Genomic DNA, 21,023 nt, shown 5'->3' on the forward strand with positions numbered 1-21,023 from the left:
TGATGGTCCTCTTGAGCCACAGTTTGACCCGACCTGCGGGGCTTATGGCCCTTCAGCCGCAGGCATACCTGTCCTCCCAACCCTATTTCACCTCATTGCAACCGATCCCATGGCGGTTGTCGTAGCCATTTTCATCCGTGCTCCCAGATCGACAGCCGTGTTGCCTTATCTTCCTTAACACGGCTGCTATAGCCGTTTTGTGACGCCTTCGCAGGCTTGTGGTCCCGGCGGCTTGTCTGGCCGACCGCATCGCCGGAGGTGGAGCGACCGCCATCCCCTACGTTGAACCTCTGCGCGCGAGCAGGAAAAGAGACAACGTCTTGAGCCACGGCAGCGGGCAGCACGCCAATCTGGCAGGTGATCATCATCGTATTCGGGCGGTGTTCTGTTTATTTTTATTAAACTTTTGCTTCATTTTTTTTCCGGGGGTTTTCTTGCCTCGGGAAGGGATGAAGAGTATGTAATCATGTTCAACGCGGTATGAAATGAGCTAAAGGGGGTCGAGAAGGGGCGGCCAGGCGTCGCATGCGCTGAGAGGGTAGGTGTCAAATATGAAATTAAGATCATGATAGATAATTATTAAATCAATAAATATGGCAAAATGCTATCGTAAAAAAAGCCCGCCTTAGGCGGGCTAAACGACCTCAAGTTACACCAGGGAAATTTTCTACTACTGGATTATAGTACGCTAATCGCCATCAAATGCTATTCATAAAAGTTCTTTTTTTATTCAATTATATCAATTTGTTTTATTGATTCAGCGGGGGCAAATTTCACCGTTTGACAGCGGCATGGACCTGAGCGCTGCCGCTGCTGCAGGCACTGGATGGTTTGTGGCGCAGCCGCTGCTGCAGGCTCAGGGTAGTTAACGGCGCAGCCGCTGTCGTTGGCACCGGATGGCCAACATCGAAGCTATGGAACATCACTCAACGGCGGCCGCGGGCGAAACGGGGTCGTCAAGGAAAGGGTAATGTATTGATATACCTTCGCGCAACGCACCCCGAACAAACTCAGGAAGACTGCCTGCTACAACGTCGCGCTAACGAGGAGGCTCGCTGGGAAACCGATAACGTAACGACGGCGTCAGAGGCAGTGCGAGTTCGTTACGGCATGTCTGCGGGGTGATGCCAAAATATTTTTTAAATAGCGTGGTAAATTGCGATTGGGAATTAAAACCATAAGACACCGCAATATCCAGTATGTGCTCGTCTGAATGGCGTAGCCGGTGGACGGCTTCGGTTAATTTCCATTCGCGGATGTAGCGGCCGATAGCCATGCCGGTGGTGGCGCGAAAAATTCCTTGCATATGCCAGACGGAATAACCTGAACGCGTGGCGATTTCCGGTAAAGCGATATCGCGGTCCAAATGATCCTCAATCCAGTCTGCAATGGCGGCCACCAGCGGTTCATTAGGTTTTAATTCGCGCATAGCGGGTTTGGTCCGGTTTACTGCCTGCTACGCCGTGAGGTGAACCTGAAGCGAATCTCGCCCCAAAGTCATCAGCCGCGGCCGGGTGTGCAGAATGAACAACAATGGCCGGTTACCCGGCCGACGTTACAGCGGCAAGCGTCAGACATTCCCTTTATTGTCTTTTTCGACCGCATCATAGATACGCTGCATGATATCTGGAAAGGCGGATTGCACGCGGCTCCAGCTTGGGATGAAAGGCTTATCGTTCGGCCGTTCAATAAACGCATGGCCGGCGTCAAGAATACATTGCATAAACAATTCCACCGCCGCTTCTTCACTGTGCTGGTCAAAGCTCAAGCCGTTCATGATAGCATCATGATGGTAAAATTCCAATATATCCAATGCGTTACGATAATAGGTCGCTTTTAGTACCCGGAAAGAATCACTGGTAAGATTGACGCCCATGGTCGCCAATTTACGATAGAGGGATTGGATAATATCGTTGCTCATCCGTTTCAGCCCCCCTGAACCATCCTCTTCCGCCAGCGGCTGATGTTTATGATCGTAATTATCGGCGATCTCAACCTGACAAATGTGATTGGGCGAGTAATTGCGGTAGATTTCCGACAGCAGGCCGATCTCTAGACCCCAATCACCGGGGATTTTCATATCGTGCATTACCAGGGTGCGCATCGCGAATTCGCCAGATAAGGGATAACGGAAACTGTTGAGGTATTCCAGATATTCATAATGACCATATACATTTTCCAACGAGCGCAACAACGGCCCCACCAACAAACGCACTACGAGGCCGTTCATTTTGCCATTGGCGACTCGGGCGTAAAACCCTTTACAAAATTCGTAGCTAAAGCTGGGGTGTACTACCGGGTAAAGTAAACGCGCAAGCATGCCGAGCTCATAGGTAACAATATCGCAGTCGTGCAGCGCAACCGCCATGGTACGATCCGATGCCAGCGTATAACCCGTACAAAACCAGACATTACGGCCTTTGCCCGGCTCGTTGGGAGAAAGCCCTTCCTTTTCCAGTTCCGCATCGATAGCTTTTAGCCGTGGTCCATCGTTCCACAGGATACGATGGTGTTGCGGCAGGCGGGAAAAAAACTCGCGGGCGTGGAGGAATTGATCACGGTCGGCGCGATCAAGACCGATCACTATCTCTTCCAGATAAGGCACGCGCGCCAATTCATCGATAATGTGGGTCAGCGACGGTCCTTCCAGTTCGGAGAAGAGCGAAGGAAGGATCAGTCCCATCTTTCGTTTACGGGAAAAGCCTATGAGTTCGGCCTCCAATTCTTCCACTTTCCGCCCGGATAGATTATGGAAATTGGCAATAATTCCGTTTTGGTGAAAATCGCTCATAAAAAACCCCCAATGGCTGTGGTTTTTATTAAATTGTTATGGGTATGACCTTAATCACGCCTCGGTAATGAAGTGGTCCAGACCTTCCCGCCAACCCTCCGGTCCAAAGGCGTGGGTGCGATAAATTGCCGGGTGCGTTGTGGACAATGCAACCGGCGTTTTACTGTAACCGCGGATAATCACGGCAAAATCCACCTCCTCAAGCATAGAACTATCATTTGGACCGTCTCCCAGGCCCAGGGTTTGCCATGCCCTGCCGTCGTGCTGGTGGTATTGACTGACAAGCCAGCGTACCGCCGCGCCTTTGCCGCTGCCGCGCGACATGACGTGGTAAAATCTGCCGCCCTCGGTGATGGCCAAATCCTCGGCCGCCAGCTCGGCGGCGAAAGCGGCGAGTCTGTCATCGGTATCGCGCCAGATGAGAGCTTCCGAGGCTTCGCGGGTTTTGGCCAACTGCGCTTCTTTCAAGCTAAGACCGGTCCATTCCGCAACTTCGTTTGCGGTCACGTCACCAAAACCAAAGAATTTATAGCCGTGTGCCTCGCGCAGGCGGGTCATTACCGCACGCAGGCTGATGTAATCTTTACCGGTAAAGTTACCGGCTGATGCCTGTGCGTTTGGCCAGCGTGCGTCCAGCTGTAGAGCCGCGCCATTTTCAGCAATGAACGGTGAGCCAATCAGTCCCAGTTGCGCCTGCAGCGCAACGATTTCAACCGTCGTTTTACTCGAACAAATAACAATTGGTATTTCTTTGGCTTTCAATTTCGCCAGCCAGGGCGCGGCAGGCTGCCAGCTATAGGTATGGTGATCCAGTAAAGAACCGTCTAAATCGGTAATCACCAATAAGGGGTCAGTTAAGCTCGGCATGCTGTTCTCCGCCTGTTACAGATCTTGGCGTCCACGCGGTCGCCTCTTCAGCCAATCAGTATATACGATGGCTTATTAATCTATGGGAATAAATGGTCATTTGAACGGTTGTTGAGCGGACAAATGTTAACCAGAAACTAAAATCGTGTTTATGGTTTATCGGAATGCTCCTAATTGCAGGCCAGATGGAATCATCTGCAGGTGAGGCGAACAACGCTGAAGGTTTATTAAAATATTGATAATATACAACGAATTGTGACGTTTTGATGGTTCGCTCCGGCCGCGTTTTTGCTCAGGGTAACCGGCCTGGAAGTTAAGCAGATACAAAAACAAACGTAACGTTACTTGCCAATTATTAGGAACTGTATAATATGAGGAAGGTAATATGATTTCCTAGTGTAACGAACTTTGAAATTCATCCCGCCAAGGCGGTATGTATGCTTCCCCGGTCTGTTTGACCGGGGATTTTTTTATATTCACACCCTGCGATCAATTATTGACTTCATTGACGGTAAAATCGCGAATATCCAGTGCAAATGCCTCCGCCAGCTCGCCGAATGTGGTGTATTGCCGCCACTGCACGGTCACCATGTGCGCCTCTTTATTATCCGCGTGCTCTTGCACCGTCTCGCCGGTAATGTCGGCGACGGCATTTAGCAACGACGCTACGTCGATGCTTATCTCACGTTTCATGTGTTTGTTATATTCTTTGGCGGAAGCCATAGCAGTCCCCCCATAGAGAGTACGAAAAAGACCCTATCAGTATAGCGGAGATTACCGCGGCCCGCGCAACGGCGCGTCCGCACCGTATGCGACGAGCAGCTACCGACGGCAGAAAGAAAGCAGGAGGAGCAGCCTTTCGGGGCACTCAGATCGTGAACGCAATGCCGGCCGACACTGTGTGCATCCTTTATCACAATCTTGCTGGCGGCTGAGGGAAGAGTGCATTTATACTACCCCTAAGTGTGTCGTAATGAGGATAAACATGAAATTGCATGATCGGGTAACAGTCAAAACGGACGGTGGGCCACGTCGGGAAGGCACTATTCTGGCGGTGGAAGAGTTTAGCGAGAGGGTCATGTATCTGGTTTCGCTTGATGATTATCCTACCGGCATTCGGTTTTTCAATGAGGTAAGTTCACCCGATGGGATTTTTGTCGAACCACATGCGGGCGAAACGCAAACAAAATAGTCCTCTGTGCCTGCCAGGATAAAACAGCGCCGCCGGCAGGAACACCGACATTATATGTGCCTGCCAGGATAAAACAGCGCCGCCGGCAGGAACACCGACATTATATGTGCCTGCCAGGATAAAACAGCGCCGCTGGCAGGAACACCGCCATTATTGTCGCGGTGCCGTGCCGGCGAAAGTAACCTAAGCTGCCTTTTTAGCGCGCGTTGACAAAAATGCCAGAGGTGACGGTTTCGGTCAAACGGACGACATGATAAATCACCTGCTTATTATGGGTCTTAATTTTGCGTTTGATGTTGCATTTATGCGATGAAACCGTCTTGGCTTTAATCTGCATACTGTCAGATATCTGGATCGTATCTTGACCTGACATCCACATCCGCAACATATGCGATTCGGTCTGGCTCAGGCGGACAGGGTTGATGTCCAGGCCCGTTAAATGCGCGTGCTCAGTCACGCGGTTTTTACAGCATCCCGCGATGAGTGAATTGAGCGTGGCGGGCTTAATCGATTTTGAAGTTATGATGAGATTTTTGCGCACAAACAGGTAGTCTTCAAAATGGATATTGGTCATCGCCATAAAAATGAAAAAAAGCGTTTCAGGATGAGCCGTAATAACGCGCTTAATTCTACCTGTAGCATCAGGTTCATTTATAAAGCATTCTTCATTGATAAACACGACTGCCGGCTTAAGTTTATCGCATCGCGCCTGAAGTTGTGCAATGTCATTTACCGTATTGATATTTCGACGCTTTACCCCTGTGTCGGTCAAAAAACCAGTCAACCCTAGTCGGGTATAACTGCATGAGTCCATAATAATCGTTGCCATAGCGTACCCTCACCCACCTGATTCGTTTATCCGTTTTACTCAACAATAAAATGCTCAAAAGCCTCACAACACTTCTGTACTTTTGATTATTTTTTTGTAGCCATAGCAAATGTTTTAACCACAATGTGTGATCTTAATCAACGATATTTTTTTCAGACAACTCTTAAGGTGTCTTATCAAATACCATTTCTTAACAAATCGGCAAAGCGCCAATGCCGCCAGCAGCGAGGGGAACGCCCGGATTTTGCTGCGCCGGCACGGGGAAGAAACTCGCCCAACCTTTGAGGTAACCAGTTATTAGCCTGTTGATTATTTTAATTATAAATCATATTTTGCTAATTATACATAAGAAAAATTCATTAATTTTTGCAGGCGTTTTTTGACCTCACTGTAAGCATGGAAATGATTTGTAACGTTTTTGCAGTAAAGTTTTTTAGATATTTATCAGCTAATTATGTTGAAACAGGTTAAAAGATTACCCGTTGCACTCCGCTTTTGCCGATTTTTTGTGCTAGCGGTACCTTCGCCCGTAGAGAATTGTAAATCCTCTGCCGGCCACGGCAGATTTGTGGCTTAAGATTAATTGACTTGACCTGGAGCACGAATGCGTCGCATTACCGTGTTAGAGCGTATGAAAAACGGTAGCCTTGGCTGCAGGCATGCTGCCCTGATTGGCCATAAGGGCTGCTGTCGGCCTGGGGGGCTGTTTTAGCGCCTTTCGCTTTCAGGCTAAATTTCGGCGACTGCAGGATAAAATTGTGATCCGTCAGTTGTTTTTATGTTAAGAATAAACGGGTGTACGCTGGATAAGGTCCCTGGCGCGGTTATGACAGAGTGGGTTTTCCTGACTATACTCATTATGCTATCACCGCCGCAGCCCTGACTCAGGCGGTTCCAGAACCAAGCGACAGACGACCTATTGTTTCGCGTGTCGAAGGTACCGGAACAATGAAAGCCGGGTGCCGGCAAAGCACATCTTAAGGAGCATGACCAAAACCAGGATCCACTTCATATTCTTGCACTCCTAAGAAATCCGCTTTCACGATGGTATGTCAGGGCAGCCCGACGTAGGCATAGCAATGAAATTTTGGACGATGCGCCACCAAGAGCGCGCGTGAGCGGGACATAATGAGGATAAAAAGGTATGACACCAAGTGATTCAATACCCCCGATAATGTTAGCGGATACCGCCTGGTTTTTTGACGTGGATGGAACGCTCGCCGGCATTGAAACACGGCCTGAATGGGTCACTATACCTGCAGATATCAAACAGGCGTTATGTGAACTTTCCACCGCTGCTGACGGTGCCCTGGCGCTGTTGTCAGGCAGGCCGGTCGCGGAGCTGGATACCCTGAGCGCGCCGCTGCACGGGCCTGCTGCTGGGGTTCATGGTGCGGCGCGACGCCCGCGGCGATTTACATCGCGTGACATTGCCAGCGCCACTCGCAACCGCATTAGCGCAGGAGCTTAAACAGGCTGTCGCCGCGTTTGACGGATGCCACCTCGAAGAGAAAGGGTTGGCGTTCGCGCTGCACTATCGCCAGGGGCAACAACACCAGGAGAGATTACTGGCGCTGGCGCAGGATGTAGTAAAACGATATCCCGAACTGGTGTTACAGACCGGTAAATGTGTGGTGGAGCTTAAGCCCGTCGGCGTGGATAAAGGCGCGGCGATAGCGGCATTTATGCTGGAAACGCCCTTTGCCGGACGCACGCCGTTGTTCATTGGTGACGATCTCACCGATGAAGCCGGCTTTGAGCAAGTTAATGCGTTACAGGGAATTACAATTAAAGTCGGACCCGGTAGTACGGTTGCCCGTTATCATCTGGACGATGTGAACCAGGTACACCAATGGCTCCTGACATTGGCAAAACAACAAAAAATCAATTTATTAAAACCAAAAACTCGGTTGGGGAGGGTTTATGAGTCGCCTAGTGGTAGTATCAAATCGAATAGCGGCTATTGAAGGTAAGAAGGAAAGCGCCGGTGGTTTGGCCGTCGGCATTATGGATTCTCTTAAAGATCAGGGCGGGTTATGGTTTGTCTGGAATGGCAAAATAAGCTAAGAAGATGAGCCACTTGAAAAAAACCAGCAAGATAACATTACCTTTGCCGCATTTAGTTTGAAGCAAAGCGAGTATGATCAATATTATCTCAATTTTTCTAACACCGTTATCTGGCCCGCTTTTCATTACCGCCTGGATTTAGTGCAATATCAGCGTGAAGATTATGATGGCTATTGCCGGGTCAATGAAATGCTGGCGGAGCGTCTCAAGCCGCTGGTAAATGACGATGATATTCTCTGGATACATTATTATCATTTATTGCCCTTTGCCGCCGATTGCCGCAAATTGGGCATGAAAAACCGTATCGGTTTCTTCCTGCATATTCCCTTTCCCACCTCCGAGATCTTCAATGCGTTGCCCCCGCGTAAAGAGCTGTTAGAAAAGCTGTGCGAATATGATCTATTGGGCTTTCAGGCGGAAAGCGATCGTCAGGCGTTCATTGAAAACCTGGCGTTGGTCACAACAGTCGAAGATCTGGATGATGATCGTATTAAGGCCTACAACAAGCCGGTAACGGCGCGGGTCTACCCCATCGGCGTCGAGCCGGAAAGTATCCGCGAACTGGCGGAAGGCCCGTTACCCCCCAAACTGGCCCATTTGCGCGATAAGATGAACGGTCAGCTGATTATCAGCGTTGACAGGCTTGATTATTCCAAGGGGTTAACGGAGCGCTTTCAGGCCTACGAGACGCTACTGGAGAACTACCCACAGCACCGGGGTAAAATCCGTTATTTCCAGATTGCACCGACGTCGCGCGGCGATGTGCAGGCGTATCAGGATATCCGCCACGAGCTGGAGACCGAAGCCGGACGTATTAATGGCCACTTTTCTACCTTGGAATGGACGCCGCTGTTTTACCTCAATCAACATCATGAACGCAGTCTGCTGATGAAAATCTTCCGCCATTGTGAGGTGGGGCTGGTGACGCCGCTGCGCGACGGTATGAATTTGGTCGCCAAGGAGTATGTCGCTTCTCAAAACCCCAATGATCCCGGCGTGCTGATCTTATCGCGTTTTGCCGGCGCGGCCAATGAACTGACCTCGGCGCTGCTGGTCAATCCTTACGATCGCGACGGGGTTGCCGCTGCGCTGGATAAGGCGCTCAGTATGCCGCTCAGCGAGCGTAAAGTGCGTTACCAGGAAATGATCGCGGTCATCAAGAAAAACGATATCTTGCATTGGCGTCAGTCATTCCTGACCGATTTAAAAAATCCCTTCTAAAGCTGAGGTTGCCGGCAAGACCATCTCCAACGCCACGCGATAATCATCAACCTCATCCTGGTTTAGGTCAGGATGAGGCTTCTCGGGGGGAGGGGCCACTGGGGCGGTCACTGCGCTATCGACCCTGGTGTTATCGCTGCTACATCACGGCGCTTTCGATCCTAGGTGTTCACTGCCACGCCACGGCGCTATCGTTCCTGCGTTATCGTTGTCACGCCACGGCACCATTGACCCCTAAGTAATCGCTGCAACACCGCTGTGCTATCGGCCTCGGCGTTATCGCCGTCAGCCCTGTCTGGAAAGGAAATGATTTCGTGGCTAGTCGCCTAGGGCAAGCGACGGCCAAAACGCTGGTTGAAAAGAGCGTCTGGTCAAAGGTTGAAGTCGAGAAAAGGTGACGTTGTCACTGAGGGTGATTTAAAAAAAACCGGCAGCGCGCAGGCGTGCCGGTTATGCTCACCGGGAGATAAATTTAGCGGCGGGAGCCGAGAATTTTGGCAAGCAAGAAACCAATGCCGCCGGCGATGAGTAATGCCGGGACCGGATCTTTGCTGGTTTTATCTTTAACGCTGTCCACATAGTCGTTAAAAGTGTAGGAGGCTTGTGCGGCTTTTTGCCGGATTTTCCCTTCAAAGGTGAGAGAATCATCGTCCGTTGCTTTGCCAAACGCTTCCTGGCCTTTCCCCGCGAATTCTTCAACTTTATCTTTGGCTTTATCGTACATAGTTCTCGTACTTTGCAAGTGGAAACCCTTTAAATATAGACCAAATAGGCGCGTTTGCAGGGACAGGGGACAAATCGCTCGGCAAGACGGCCTCCTAACCCGTTGCGCCATTACCGCTTGCGGCGGTAGATGCGATGCTCAACCATGGTACCGATGACCCGGATGGGGATGTTGTCCGATCGCATAACGGGGTAATCAGTGTTAAGCGGCACCAGTTCAAACACCTGCTCGCCTCGGTCATCAAACGACACCGGTCGGTATTTCTTGAACGTGGCTTCGTGATCGCCGTTTTTCGCCACCACGAATTCCCCCGGCTGTGGCTCAATATCAGGGTCGATTATCACCACATCGCCGGTATGAAAAGACGGTGCCATGGAATCGCCCTCGATTTTAAGGGCAAACGCCTCGCGCGACCAATTCATGTCGGTCAGTAAATACTCGAAATCATCGTCATCGCCGTTAATGGGCGCTTTCTCGGCGAATGCGCCCGCCTGCACGACATTAATAAGCGGGATTTTACGGCTACCCACTTCCGCGTGGCTCAGCAGGGTGGGGCCACCATTCATTAACCAGTCGGGACTACACTGCAGGGCGCTGGCGATACCGACGATATTACGCGGTTTGCTGGTTTTGCCCTCCTCAATACTCACCCAGGATTGCTGGCGGATGCCGGCGAGGGCAGCGGCCTTCACTTGCGTAAGACCCAGACGGCGCCGGCGTTTTTTGACTCGTTCAGCTAATGTCATTATTCTACTCCTCAGGATATGATACCGTCAAAACTGTATTTTACAACCCCGTTAAGCGGGGTTTTAATACAGATTAAACTGTATTAAATTGGCGAAATCGGTGATTCATGTTTTTTAGGGTCCTTGGGGGGCGGGCATGCTAAACACGCTGACGAGAGAGGAATTTTTTACCGCGCTGTATCAGGTGGTGCATCCTTCCACGCAGGTAGACCACTCGAACGGGCTCTGCGGCCGACAGCGAGAATTGCATTTGCTTGAACAGGCGCTCTGCGCCCCCGGACGTCATGCGCTGGTCTATGGCGCGGCGGGCATCGGCAAAACCTCTGTGGCCCATACGCTGGCGACGTGTCATGCGCTACGTTGCCCGCCGGTCAAGATCAGTTGTGAACCCGGTTCAACGCTGCTTTCCGTCATGAAACATGCGGTAACGCTCGGCGACAGCGGTCATCACCGGCGCTATGAATCGCTGTTCGGCGCCCACTTTTCGCTGGCGGGCAGCGGCATAAAATTTGAAAAGAAGACCGTAGAGCAGCCGGCCGTAACGGCCATCAACGATAATGCGGCAGTCGTAACGGCGCTGGATGCCTGGGGAGAGCGTCAGCGATCCCCCGTCTGGCTGATTATCGATGACGTCGATAGGATGGTGAGTGGCGAACAGCGACAGGGCTTTGTTACCCTGTTTAAGCAATTGGCGGACCGGGCATGCCGGGTGAAAATGATTTTGGTTGCCCGGGGTGAACATCCTGGGGAGATAGTGGGCGCGGAAGAAGGTTTCAGCCGTCATCTGCTGCCCGTCAAGCTCGCCCCTCTCACGCTTGAGAGCGGCTATGAATTCATCTCGCGTTGCCTGGCGGCTTTTGGGCTGCTGATGGTGGAGCGGCTGAAGTGGCGGCTGGCGCGCGCCTGCGCAGGTCAGCCGCGCAAGTTGCATCTGGTTTGTGAGAGCCTACTGATAAGCGCCTGGGAGCGGGGTGGCCAGCATATCTGCTGCCAGTAGTGCCAATACGCCCTGCAAAGTCTGCAGGGCGTATGGCAGGTGCCAGAGGGCACTGGGGGGCGGGGGAAATGACAGCGCTAACCGACACAGTCGGCGCACAGACGCAAGACGCGTGCTTAGCCGATAGTCATCAGGGTGGCATTGCCCCCGGCTGCGGTATTGACGCTGATAGCACGTTCGATTAACAGCCGCTCCAGCGCTATCTGGCCGTCCGCCCCGTGCATAACCCTTTAATGCAATCAACGGGCCGTGCCGCGCTGCAAGCGTTTGTGCCAAGTTGCGCAATTGATCGGAGTCACCGTGGAACAATACCGCATCCAGCATTACCTCCGCCTGCGTCCAATCAGCCAGCAGGGTGATGCGTTGACTGACCGGATCGGGCAGCACAGCGAACAACCGGCGGTTTTGCGGCGACTCCATCCATAGCGCCCGGGCGCCAATGCTGGTGGTGGCAGCCAGTTGTATCAGCAGGTCCGTGTCCTGGTCTGCCAGACACAAGATGTGTTCGCGCGGCAGTAGCCGGTAACTGTTTTGTTCACCGGTGGGACCGATTAACAGGCGTGTGCTGCCGGCCTGGGAAATCTCACCCAAGTGGCGACATTGAGCGGCAAGCGTCGGCTGATGGGCTTCCATCCAGGCGACCAGGGCAGGGTGTGCCTGCTGCAAAGTGTCCCGCCGGCTGAAATCCGCCGCATGCACCGCGTCCAACGCCTGCAGCGAGGGCAATAACGCATCATCGCGGCGCTGGGACAGTAAACGATACAGATACAGCGGACCGCCGGCTTTGGGACCCGTTCCCGATAACCCTTCGCCACCGAAGGGCTGGACGCCAACAACGGCGCCGACGATATTGCGGTTAATGTAGCAATTGCCGACATGCGCCCGCTCGGTGACACGTTGAATAGTTTCATCAATGCGGGTATGCAATCCGAGGGTCAGGCCATAACCGCTGGCGTTGATCTAGTCGATAATGCTGTCCAGCGCGCGGCGCTGATAACGCACTACATGCAACCCCGGCCCGAAAACCTCCTGAGTAAGGGCCTCTATACTGTCGAGCTCAATCAGGGTCAAGGGAACAAAGGTGCCCTGGGCATCGCAGGCGGCATCAGGCGCGGGCGTTTGCCAGACGGTATAACCCCGCTCGCGCATCGCGGTGATGTGGCTGTCGATGGCCGCTTTTGCACCAGCATCGATAACCGGGCCGATATCGGTGGCAAGGCGTTCCGGGTTGCCGAGGGTGTATTCCGCCATAGCACCGCGCAGCATACGCAGCGTGCGCGCGGCGACGTCCTCCTGGATACACAGCAGGCGTAGCGCCGAACAGCGCTGTCGAAGGCCGAGGCTACCACATCGGTGACCACCTGTTCCGTCAGCGCCGAAGAGTCCACCAGCATCGCATTCAGTCCCCCGGTTTCGGCGATAAACGGTATCGGGCGGCCTTGAGGATCCAGCCGCGAGGCGAGGGTGGTTTGCAGCAGCCTGGCCACTGCCGTCGAGCCGGTGAACATGACCCCCCGCACGCGCGAGTCAGCTACCAGCGCCGCACCCACGGTCTCCCCCCCTTGCCCGGCAAAAGTTGCAACACCCCCAGTGGCACGCCGGCCTCGAGCATTAGCGCTACCGCCCTGGCGGCGATAAGCGGCGTTTGCTCCGCGGGTTTGGCTAATACCGTGTTGCCCGCCGCCAGCGCGGCGGCGATTTGGCCCAAAAAAATCGCCAGCGGGAAATTCCATGGACTGATGCAAACCACTGGCCCAAGAGGGCGATAACTGTCGTTATCGAAATCACGCGCTATCTGGCAGGCGTAGTAACGCAGAAAATCCACCGCCTCGCGCACTTCGGCCACGGCATTGCTGAAACTCTTGCCCGCCTCACGTACCAGCAGGCCGATGAGCGGCTGCATGTCCGCTTCCAGCCGGTTGGCGGCTTCCTTTAACACCGCTGCGCGGTTGGCGGGCGGGGTGGCGGACCAGAGCGCCCCCTGATGTACGACGGCGACCAGCGCGTGCGCCACCTCATCGGGGGAGGCATACCGGCATTCACCCACCACATCGCGATGATCCGCCGGGTTATGCACCTTCTGCACCGGTCCGTTACCCACCTCGGTGACGACCATCGGCGCTGCCTGCCAGGTCTGATGTTCACCATTAAGCAACGCGGCCGACAGGGACGCCAGGCGATGCTCGTTAGCCAGGTCCAGCCAGGCGGAATTGCGCCGTTGCGGACCATACAGATCGCGCGGCAGGGGTATTTTCGGATGGGGCAGGCCTGCGCGGCCTTCGTGCGCCGCGAGCTGGGTCACTTCTTGCACCGGATCGGCTATTAACTGCTCCAGCGGCACGGCGGTATCGGCGATGCGGTTGACGAACGAAGTATTGGCGCCGTTTTCCAATAATCGTCGCACCAGATAGGCCAGTAGCGTTTCGTGGCTGCCAACGGGGGCATAGATGCGGCAGGGCCGGTTTAACTTGCCTTACCTACCACTTGCTCATAAAGCGGCTCGCCCATGCCGTGCAGGCACTGGAACTCATATTGGCCCGGATAATAGTTTTGGCCGGCGAAATGATAAATCGCCGCCAAGGTATGGGCATTATGGGTGGCAAATTGCGGATAAATATAATGTGGCACGCTGAGTAGCTTGCGCGCGCAGGCAAGATAAGAGAGATCGGTATAGACCTTGCGCGTGAAGACCGGGTAATCCTCCAGCCCTTCGATTTGCGCGCGTTTGATTTCGCTATCCCAATAGGCGCCTTTCACCAACCGGATCATCAGGCGGCGCTTGGCGAGATCAATTAGCTCGTCAATCACCTGCGGGCAGCGCTTTTGATAGGCCTGGATGACAAAGCCGATGCTGTTCCAGCCCGCAAGCGTCGGCTCGAAACAAAGTCTGGCCAGCAAATCGAGGGAAATTTCCAGCCGGTCGGCTTCTTCGGCGTCGATATTAAGGCCGATATCGTATTGACGTGCCAGCAGAGTAAGCCGCAACAGCCGCGGATAAAGCTCCGCCATCACGCGCTCATATTGCGCCCGGCAATAGCGCGGGTGCAGCGCGGAAAGCTTGATGGAAATCCAGGGCCCTTCATAGATACCGCGGCCGCTGGAAGCTTTGCCGATAGCATGTATCGCCTGCTGGTAAGAAAGCAGGTAGGCCTGGGCATCCTCTTCCGTTAACGCGGCTTCGCCCAGCATGTCATAGGAGTAACGGAACCCCTGCTGTTCCAGACGATGCGCATTGGCCAGCGCCTCGCCGACGTGTTCGCCGGTGACGAATTGCTCGCCCATCAACCGCATGGCCATATCCACACCCTTGCGGATCAAGGGCTCGCCGCTTTTGCCGATAATGCGGTTAAGGGAGCGGGACAGGCTGGCTTCGTTGTGGGTCGCGACCAGCTTGCCGGTGAACAAAAGTCCCCAAGTGGCAGCATTGACGAACAGCGATTGACTGCGGCCCAGGTGCGTTTGCCAGTTGCCGTTACTAATCTTGTCCCGAATCAGGGCATCCAGCGTGGCTTTATCCGGGATCCGCAGCAGCGCTTCGGACAGGCACATCAGCGCGACGCCTTCCTGGGAAGAAAGGGTAAAACTCCTGTAACAGATCCTGGACCATACCCGCGCGGCCACCGCTGCGCTTTTGGTGGCGCAGCTGATTAGCCAGTTTACCGGCCAGATTCTGAATGGCTTCCGCCATCGGCGCCGGATGACGGGCTTGCTCCAGTAGCCAGGGTACCGCTTCGGTTTCCGGGCGGCGCCAGGCGGCAGTGACGGCATCCCGCGTAATCGACTGCGGTAAGATCTGTTCCGCCAAGTCAATAAACGGTTGACGCGGCTCTTCAGTCACCTTTTGCGCGTCCTCTGCTTCCGCCGCCGGCAGCGGCAGACCGGGGGTTGCACCTTGCTCCAGTGCGTCCAGGTAATGGAATATCGCTTGCTTTATCAGCCAGTGAGGCGTGCCGCCTGCTTGATGCGTTCACGCGCGGCATCGTCCAATTTGACGCCCATTGTGGTTGTACCCATGCTGTTCCCGTTCCGCCTGTAAAAGAGGCCTTACTATCGCTAATGTTGCAACTTAGTGCAACCCTGTAAAGAGAGGTTTAATTGATCGTTAATAGCCGTTTGTGTCAGCGATCACAGCGCAGCCTGCACAGGAACCCCTACCGTGAGTCAATGTATAAGTTTATGTAATCGGTGCGGCGGTCGGGTCAATCGGGCTCACCCGCAGCTTGACACACGGTTAACGGCTACTTAATTGAAAAAAAGTTGCAATGTGACGGCAATCTGTAGCAATGTCATTATACTGAAGGCATTAAGCGGCGTCTCTACCGTGTCGTTGTCACGGTTACCATGGGGATCGCTAATGACAGTGTCCTGCTACTGGCTGAATACTGACCATCATTCCTTATCAATCACCCCCCGAAGCATCGGCGGATGCCGCTTCGAGACCTCTTTTCCCTCTGATTTTCTTTGCGTCATCGCTAAAAGATACCTTTTCTGTTCCATGTTCCCCCCGGTGAAAGACCCACAGCGCCGTGCATTATCTGACGTTGCCGCAGGCCCATCACCTTCTTCGATGGCTCTCTATGGCTTGAAGGAAGCCACAACCTCATCTGTATGTGAAGCGTAATCACATGGCCTGGTCCATGTGGAGAGTGAACAAACTGTAAGGTGCCACTATGGGAAGACAAAAAGCAGTGATCAAAGCTCGTCGTGAAGCAAAACGCGTCATTCGTCGCGAGTCACGCAATCACAAAATGCGTGAAGAGGACTCGGTCACTTCTCTTGTTCATATGAGCGGGATTGAATCAATCGGCATGGCGCGCGACAGTCGCGATACATCGGCTATAGAAGCGCGTAACGAGGTTCAGGAGCAGTACCTGACGGCCATTGAAACCAGACAGTTGATCTTCGCTACCGGTGAAGCCGGTTGCGGTAAAACTTTCCTGAGCGCCGCCAAGGCGGCTGAAGCGTTAATTCATAAAGAGGTTGAGCGGATAATAGTGAACCGTCCCGTGTTGCAGGCGGATGAGGCTCTGGGTTTTCTGCCCGGCGATATCGCTGAGAAGTTTGCCCCGTACTTCCGTCCGGTCCATGACATTCTGCTTCGTCGGCTAGGGTCGTCGTTTATGCAATACTGTCTGCGTCCGGAAATCGGCAAAGTGGAAATCGCCCCTTTTGCCTATATGCGCGGCCTGACGTTTGAAAATGCGGTCGTTATTCTTGACGAAGCGCAGAATGTGACGGTCAATCAAATGAAGATGTTCCTGACGCGGTTGGGGGAGAATGTCACGGTCATTGTTAATGGCGACGTGACGCAATGCGATCTGCCGCGCGGGGTCAAATCGGGGCTGGCGGATGCGCTGGAACGGTTCCAGGAGGATGACGATATGATATCGATTATTCGTTTCAGCCAGCAGGACTGCGTGCGATCGGCGCTATGTCAGCGCACGTTGAGTGCGTACGGCTAACGTCTTTTCGACGATAAAAAACCCGGGTGATCACCTGGGCTTTCTTATTAAATTCTGGCGGTGAGGGAGGGATTCGAACCCTCGATACACTTTCGCGTATACGCACTTTCCAGGCGTGCTCCTTCAGCCACTCGGACACCTCACCACGTGTTAACCATGAGGTCAACGGGGCGCTACTATATGGATTCGCCCCTTGACGGTCAAGCATAATTTTGGCAACAAATACTGATTGCTCAAGGCGTGAGCGTTTATCGGGTGAGGCATTGCCGGCCATTACAGCGCGGCTAAGGCTGGGCAAAATAATATGCGTTACGGCCTACCGGCGTTGTGGCGAAATAACCGGAGCCGATGGAGAAAATGATCCTCGCTGGCGCGGGGAAGGGCGGCGAAACGGCGGATTGAGGACCGCAGACGTGTTAGCCACAAACCGCATGCCCGCTAATATTACCGTCAGCGGGCTAAGCGGTTCCAGGATGGCCATGCCCAGGATAAGCGGCCGGCACAGGTGAATGCTAAAATACGCTTGGCAATCCCGTTAATCAATGAAGAAGCTGCCCCACTTATGCTGTATTTCCTCCGGGTAGATTCGGCATAATCCGCCGCCGGGGGTAAAGGTCAATTCGCCAAAGTAGATTTTGTCGTTGGCCTCATAAAAGTCGATACGCAGGTAAGAAAAATCTTTGGCGATCCGTTTGGCCAGCGAGGTCATCAGCGCCAGATGTTTCGGTTTTCCCATCGGCACCGGGCTGTTTTGTAACCCCATACGAATATCGGTGCGCTGCCAGTTTTCATCGAAAACGTCCCGGCGGTGCGCGCCGAAACGGTCGTAATCGACCTGAATAAAGATATTCATCTCGCCCTGGCGGTTAAAACAGTGAAACTTGATATCGTTGGGGACATGCCCGTCCACCAACAGCAATTCTTCAACCAGCAGACAGGGTTTAATATTTTTATAATGTTTCTCGCGCGACATTTTATAAAAGCTACTTTTAGTCCAAAATCGAGTAGTTGCGCTCAATTCCGTGAAGGTTAACGACGATTTATCATAAACCACTTGATTAAAACCTGAGCCGTGGTTGTCCTTGATGACAAAAGACGCCGGCAGTGAGGCGAAAATGTCTTCCGTCAACTCATCGCAGCGACAGAATAAGTTAATCAGGTACTCTTCACCGATGGTGGCAGCAATATGTTTTCTGACTTTGTATTTGTCCGCCAAGTCGGTATAAATAGATTTCGGCCATAGGTTCCTAAGCGTAATCTTTTCGCTAAAGGTGGTTGGGTGAATCAAGTTCGGCCATTTTTTGAAAACCTGTGAATATTTTAGCTGATGATAGATCAGGTCCGGCAGAAACTTTGTGTCTGTTTTAGCGATTGGATTTAGCATAATGTTTAACCTCAGAAATTAACAAAGGTATACTCTTGTCTGAGGATAATATTTGGCTGGTAATGAGGCATTTTCTGAAGAAGGCGTTGAGTATGAAAAGTGATGAAAATTCTGAAAGTAACGTGGCGAATGCTGCTCCTTTTATTCCATATAGCGGGATGAGATAGCTGTTGAGGACGATGTTGAGTACGGCGATAAGCGGCATATTGACCGCAACAAAACGAAATCCGGCATTCATGATGATCACTCGATAAGCCACGGTGCCCATGACGCTGAAGCAGGTGGTCACCGCACCTATCAGCAAAATGCTGGCGGCGACGTGATAGGCTTTACCGTAAATCAGATCGATAATGGGCCCGCTCAGCAGGCTGACTACGGCGATGACGGGTATAAATATGCTGATGGCTATTACATACAGCAAATGGATCAGCTCATCGGCCTTACGGCTGCTTTTTTCTCTGACAATGGTCGACATCATGGATGTCACCAGCGCCGATGGAATAATCGCCCAGCCTTGGGTAATAGATTGCGCCGCGCTGTACAAGACGACGGCATAACTCCCTAAATATTTCGCCAGCATAATTTGATCAATAAGCGTATAAATCACAATGGATAAGCTGAAGATGGCCAATGGGAAGCCGACCTGCAAAAGATATAGATGATATTTTTTAATATGACGTGACGTTAGATTCACTTTGATTCGACGATTCAACGTCTTTTGCGAATAACTAAACAGCACCCTGCGGATCATGAACGGCACAAAACTGCGGGCCACAACATAGGCGACGGCAAACCACACCAGGATCATTTTCAGGTAAACAAACGTCAGGTTCATAATGATGAAAAGCAAAAGGGCACAGTTGTTAATAACTAAATTGATTTTTGAGCGCAGAGTAGCGTCGAAGAAGAGTTTGTAAATATCATGAATGCTGAAGAACGTACTCAGCAATAGCAGGGCCAGAATGACAACCTCGTTATGTTTCAGATTCAGCGATGCCCATATCATTAACGCGGCACTAAAGAGCATAAACATTTTAAATTTTAACTTTACCGATGCTGTCATTAACCGCATGCCGGAATATTTGTTCTTGGCAATGCGATTAAAAAGGATGTTATCGTTCCCTAATTGAACAAAAGGCATAATCAGGATAACAATAGACAATAAATAGCTAAAGGCGCCAAAATTAGCTGGCCCTAAATAACGGGCGACAAACATGGCAGAGATGATACCTCCCCCGGCAAAGCACAATTTTTCAAGAATGATCCAGAACGTATTAAAAATAATCGCCGTCATAGTTACCATTTCATATTGAGTGAAAATAAACCGCAGGGCAAGGTTGTCTGCTGCGACGCTTCCGTTAAGCTGCGATGACGAATATTTCACGCTATTGCAATATAACTATATCTTGCCGTCAGCGCGAACAACTGAAATTGACGTAAAATAAATTTCATCCGTGGCTATTTCATATTTCATTTAAGATTAGGATGAAACAATGAGCAGCCAGATTTAATATAAAAAACCCGCCAAAGCGGGTTTTTCGCGAATGTGCGCTGAAAGTATTAGCGTGACGAACTGGGGTTGCAATAAAAGTAGGCGTCTTCCAAGCCACCGGTCGCGCCAATGCAACTGTTGGAATGAAGTAAGAGAGGATTATCATTCACCGAGCAGGTGGCGGATAGGGTGCTAAGGTCTTGCCAGTCTGCTTTTTCATCTTCTACGCCAGTAAGCGGAATATGCTTGTTCATCAAGTAGGTCAGAACGGTAGCCATCAATATACAGATTGTTCGACTCAATAGGACTATTTTACGTTTTTGATAATAGAGTCTTTGTGTCAGCGAAAACAGATAACGCCAAACGCCCATTCCCTGTAAACTTTTATCGGTGTAGGCATCTTGATATAGATCAGCAGGTGTTTTGGCATGAGCCGGTAACGCCCATACCGGCTCTGCATGATCAGAGGGATCCATATAGGTTTCATCGATCACTCTGGGGACCGGCTGCGCCGCTGACGCCTGTTCAGTCCGATGAGGCGGCTGTTGGCGGCCGGCTTGGCTATCCGCCCCGCTTACGGGGAGGGTATAAGGTGGGCTGGAATGCATGTCAAATCGATGTTTCTCTTCGATTATACAGCCAACACGCGGCACAGTTTTTATAATTTCGTGTTCTTTGTCGCCTATTTTTTTACGGATTGATTTTATTGTTTGATTGATTGTAGAATCAGAGCAATAGGTTCCTTTCCAAATTTGATTAACAAACTCACCACGCGTGACGGCTTTAGGCGAGTTTTTTACCAATAGGCTCAATATTTGGTACTCTTTCCAACGAAGCCGGGTGTGTAGATCGGGGGCGACTTTTACATCAAGGTTATCGACGGTAATAGTTTCTGTAAGTTTCATTTAAAAGTACCTCAGATATTTTTTTCTTATCGTAATGCTTTCTCATAAGCTATACATGAAAATGAAAACTCAATTAATTAGATGACATGATTTTCATTCTTTTAAGCGTAATGAAACATGAATCCTCCTATGAAGATGAGTGGTTGTGAATGCTAATCAAAGTTAGTAGAAGGCTTGGCAAGCTGTTAGGGTAATAATTCTTAATTTTATAGTCAAATTATCCTTTTTTACTTTGAGGCGCTATTGGCAGAACGGTATGGATTTATACCATGGACAAAACGATTTTGTATGATATTTATCCAAAGATAATTGGCTCAAAAAAATAATTTTGCAATGGGTTTTTAGC

Annotated in this window: 14 protein-coding genes, 1 tRNA gene and 2 pseudogenes; 5 read left to right on the top strand and 12 right to left on the bottom strand. The window is 51.7% G+C overall.

Annotated elements, in window-relative coordinates; genetic code table 11:
• Positions 1 to 1,039 precede the first annotated feature (1,039 nt).
• The 4 genes from JZM24_RS14005 to JZM24_RS14020 form a co-directional block, all read right to left on the bottom strand.
• Positions 1,040 to 1,429, bottom strand: a complete 390-nt coding sequence (locus JZM24_RS14005; RefSeq protein ID WP_215670412.1) for a helix-turn-helix domain-containing protein — start codon at positions 1,427 to 1,429, stop codon at positions 1,040 to 1,042.
• 141 nt (positions 1,430 to 1,570) lie between these two features.
• Complete coding sequence (locus tag JZM24_RS14010; RefSeq protein ID WP_215670414.1) at positions 1,571 to 2,791, bottom strand: glycosyltransferase family protein; 1,221 nt, start codon at positions 2,789 to 2,791, stop codon at positions 1,571 to 1,573.
• A gap of 54 nt (positions 2,792 to 2,845) precedes the next feature.
• Positions 2,846 to 3,658: a mannosyl-3-phosphoglycerate phosphatase-related protein gene (locus tag JZM24_RS14015; protein ID WP_215670416.1), complete on the bottom strand. Its 813-nt coding sequence runs from the start codon at positions 3,656 to 3,658 to the stop codon at positions 2,846 to 2,848.
• 489 nt (positions 3,659 to 4,147) lie between these two features.
• Positions 4,148 to 4,381 carry a DUF2525 domain-containing protein gene (locus JZM24_RS14020; protein WP_215670418.1) on the bottom strand — a complete coding sequence of 78 codons (234 nt, stop codon included), beginning with the start codon at positions 4,379 to 4,381 and terminating at the stop codon, positions 4,148 to 4,150.
• 262 nt (positions 4,382 to 4,643) lie between these two features.
• On the opposite strand from JZM24_RS14020, the gene dsrB reads away from it, so the two are divergent.
• Entirely contained in the window at positions 4,644 to 4,850 is a 207-nt protein-coding gene (gene dsrB / locus JZM24_RS14025) for a protein DsrB (RefSeq protein WP_215670420.1), read from the top strand.
• A gap of 196 nt (positions 4,851 to 5,046) precedes the next feature.
• Here the strand turns inward: dsrB and rcsA are convergent, their stop codons facing one another.
• Complete coding sequence (gene rcsA / locus JZM24_RS14030) at positions 5,047 to 5,679, bottom strand: transcriptional regulator RcsA (RefSeq protein WP_215670421.1); 633 nt, start codon at positions 5,677 to 5,679, stop codon at positions 5,047 to 5,049.
• A gap of 1,144 nt (positions 5,680 to 6,823) precedes the next feature.
• Here rcsA and otsB point away from each other — a divergent pair.
• Positions 6,824 to 7,646: pseudogene (otsB, locus tag JZM24_RS14035) on the top strand (trehalose-phosphatase).
• A gap of 157 nt (positions 7,647 to 7,803) precedes the next feature.
• A complete protein-coding gene (locus JZM24_RS14040) occupies positions 7,804 to 8,967 on the top strand; it encodes a trehalose-6-phosphate synthase (RefSeq protein ID WP_446680069.1) in 1,164 nt (387 codons plus the stop codon).
• A gap of 472 nt (positions 8,968 to 9,439) precedes the next feature.
• Here the strand turns inward: JZM24_RS14040 and JZM24_RS14045 are convergent, their stop codons facing one another.
• Positions 9,440 to 9,691 (bottom strand): CsbD family protein, encoded by a 252-nt coding sequence (locus JZM24_RS14045; RefSeq protein WP_215670423.1) that lies wholly within the window; start codon positions 9,689 to 9,691, stop codon positions 9,440 to 9,442.
• 110 nt (positions 9,692 to 9,801) lie between these two features.
• Positions 9,802 to 10,437, bottom strand: a complete 636-nt coding sequence (locus JZM24_RS14050; RefSeq protein WP_215670425.1) for a helix-turn-helix domain-containing protein — start codon at positions 10,435 to 10,437, stop codon at positions 9,802 to 9,804.
• 136 nt (positions 10,438 to 10,573) lie between these two features.
• Between JZM24_RS14050 and JZM24_RS14055 the strand changes: the two genes are divergently transcribed.
• Positions 10,574 to 11,434 carry an ATP-binding protein gene (locus JZM24_RS14055; RefSeq protein ID WP_215670427.1) on the top strand — a complete coding sequence of 287 codons (861 nt, stop codon included), beginning with the start codon at positions 10,574 to 10,576 and terminating at the stop codon, positions 11,432 to 11,434.
• 116 nt (positions 11,435 to 11,550) lie between these two features.
• Here the strand turns inward: JZM24_RS14055 and putA are convergent.
• A pseudogene (gene putA, locus JZM24_RS14060) lies at positions 11,551 to 15,448 on the bottom strand (trifunctional transcriptional regulator/proline dehydrogenase/L-glutamate gamma-semialdehyde dehydrogenase).
• A 656-nt stretch (positions 15,449 to 16,104) separates the two neighbouring features.
• Between putA and phoH the strand changes: the two are divergent.
• On the top strand, positions 16,105 to 16,896 hold the full coding sequence (gene phoH, locus JZM24_RS14065; RefSeq protein ID WP_215670429.1) for a phosphate starvation-inducible protein PhoH: 792 nt from the start codon (positions 16,105 to 16,107) through the stop codon (positions 16,894 to 16,896).
• 55 nt (positions 16,897 to 16,951) lie between these two features.
• Here phoH and JZM24_RS14070 read toward each other — a convergent pair.
• From JZM24_RS14070 to JZM24_RS14085, 4 genes are all read right to left on the bottom strand, one after another.
• Positions 16,952 to 17,041: transfer RNA gene (locus JZM24_RS14070), tRNA-Ser, on the bottom strand.
• Positions 17,042 to 17,431: 390 nt separating this feature from the next.
• On the bottom strand, positions 17,432 to 18,280 hold the full coding sequence (locus JZM24_RS14075) for an ATP-grasp fold amidoligase family protein (RefSeq protein ID WP_215670431.1): 849 nt from the start codon (positions 18,278 to 18,280) through the stop codon (positions 17,432 to 17,434).
• Entirely contained in the window at positions 18,261 to 19,664 is a 1,404-nt protein-coding gene (locus JZM24_RS14080; RefSeq protein WP_215670433.1) for a flippase, read from the bottom strand. The genes JZM24_RS14075 and JZM24_RS14080 overlap by 20 nt, the downstream gene beginning before the upstream one ends.
• Positions 19,665 to 19,840: 176 nt before the next feature.
• Positions 19,841 to 20,677, bottom strand: coding sequence for a winged helix-turn-helix domain-containing protein (locus JZM24_RS14085; RefSeq protein WP_215670435.1), 837 nt, complete (start codon positions 20,675 to 20,677; stop codon positions 19,841 to 19,843).
• Between the last annotated feature and the right edge of the window lie 346 nt (positions 20,678 to 21,023).

The organism is Candidatus Sodalis endolongispinus (genome assembly GCF_018777395.1).
In the GTDB taxonomy this organism is placed as follows: Bacteria; Pseudomonadota; Gammaproteobacteria; order Enterobacterales; family Enterobacteriaceae; genus Sodalis_B; species Sodalis_B endolongispinus.

Excerpts from the sequence above, each read along its gene's own strand:
- JZM24_RS14005 (WP_215670412.1), bottom strand. The coding sequence starts at position 1,429 with ATGCGCGAATTAAAACCTAATGAACCGCTGGTGGCCGCCATTGCAGAC.
- JZM24_RS14010 (WP_215670414.1), bottom strand. The coding sequence starts at position 2,791 with ATGAGCGATTTTCACCAAAACGGAATTATTGCCAATTTCCATAATCTA.
- JZM24_RS14015 (WP_215670416.1), bottom strand. The coding sequence starts at position 3,658 with ATGCCGAGCTTAACTGACCCCTTATTGGTGATTACCGATTTAGACGGT.
- JZM24_RS14020 (WP_215670418.1), bottom strand. The coding sequence starts at position 4,381 with ATGGCTTCCGCCAAAGAATATAACAAACACATGAAACGTGAGATAAGC.
- dsrB (WP_215670420.1), top strand. The coding sequence starts at position 4,644 with ATGAAATTGCATGATCGGGTAACAGTCAAAACGGACGGTGGGCCACGT.
- rcsA (WP_215670421.1), bottom strand. The coding sequence starts at position 5,679 with ATGGCAACGATTATTATGGACTCATGCAGTTATACCCGACTAGGGTTG.
- JZM24_RS14045 (WP_215670423.1), bottom strand. The coding sequence starts at position 9,691 with ATGTACGATAAAGCCAAAGATAAAGTTGAAGAATTCGCGGGGAAAGGC.
- JZM24_RS14050 (WP_215670425.1), bottom strand. The coding sequence starts at position 10,437 with ATGACATTAGCTGAACGAGTCAAAAAACGCCGGCGCCGTCTGGGTCTT.
- JZM24_RS14055 (WP_215670427.1), top strand. The coding sequence starts at position 10,574 with ATGCTAAACACGCTGACGAGAGAGGAATTTTTTACCGCGCTGTATCAG.
- phoH (WP_215670429.1), top strand. The coding sequence starts at position 16,105 with ATGGGAAGACAAAAAGCAGTGATCAAAGCTCGTCGTGAAGCAAAACGC.
- JZM24_RS14075 (WP_215670431.1), bottom strand. The coding sequence starts at position 18,280 with ATGCTAAATCCAATCGCTAAAACAGACACAAAGTTTCTGCCGGACCTG.
- JZM24_RS14085 (WP_215670435.1), bottom strand. The coding sequence starts at position 20,677 with ATGAAACTTACAGAAACTATTACCGTCGATAACCTTGATGTAAAAGTC.